Origin of the sequence: Vibrio sp. 10N.222.55.C6, assembly GCF_041473395.1 — a bacterium.
GTDB classification, from domain to species: domain Bacteria; phylum Pseudomonadota; class Gammaproteobacteria; order Enterobacterales; family Vibrionaceae; genus Vibrio; species Vibrio crassostreae_C.
In genome coordinates this window covers 1-442 of sequence record NZ_JBFRSD010001057.1, presented here as the reverse complement: position 1 = coordinate 442, position 442 = coordinate 1, and the positions used below count along the sequence as shown (strand labels likewise).

Sequence of the window (442 nt, the reverse complement as noted above, 5' to 3'; positions counted from 1 at the left end):
GAGGCAAAGACAGAACTCAGATGGGTTGACCGTGTTTGTCCCGACGGTACTTGGTCAGGTAATCTTTTTGATTTCTACCGTAAAGTATATGGAAAGCTATCCTCAGAAATCAAAGTTCCTTTTGAAGTCGAAGCTGGTCAACGAAAAGCAGACACACCAGTTCACATTGCTCTGCGTGAAGCTCTCGTCAATAGTATTGTCCATTCAGACTTTACAGATCGTGTATCTATTCTAATCGTCAAACGTCCTGATATGTTCGGGTTCCGAAACCCTGGGCTCATGAGAATACCACTTGAAGATGTGATAGCAGGCGGCGTTAGTGATTGCCGAAACCGACTTTTACACCAAATGTTTCTTCTGATTGGCTTAGGTGAACGTGCTGGATCAGGTATGCCCAAAATATTCAGCGGTTGGAAATCTGTCAATTGGCGCACACCAAAAT

The 442-nt window shown here is 44.1% G+C and carries 1 pseudogene; it reads left to right on the top strand.

The features are described 5' to 3' along the window. A pseudogene (locus AB4486_RS27530) lies at positions 1 to 442 on the top strand (AAA family ATPase); the annotation flags it as partial.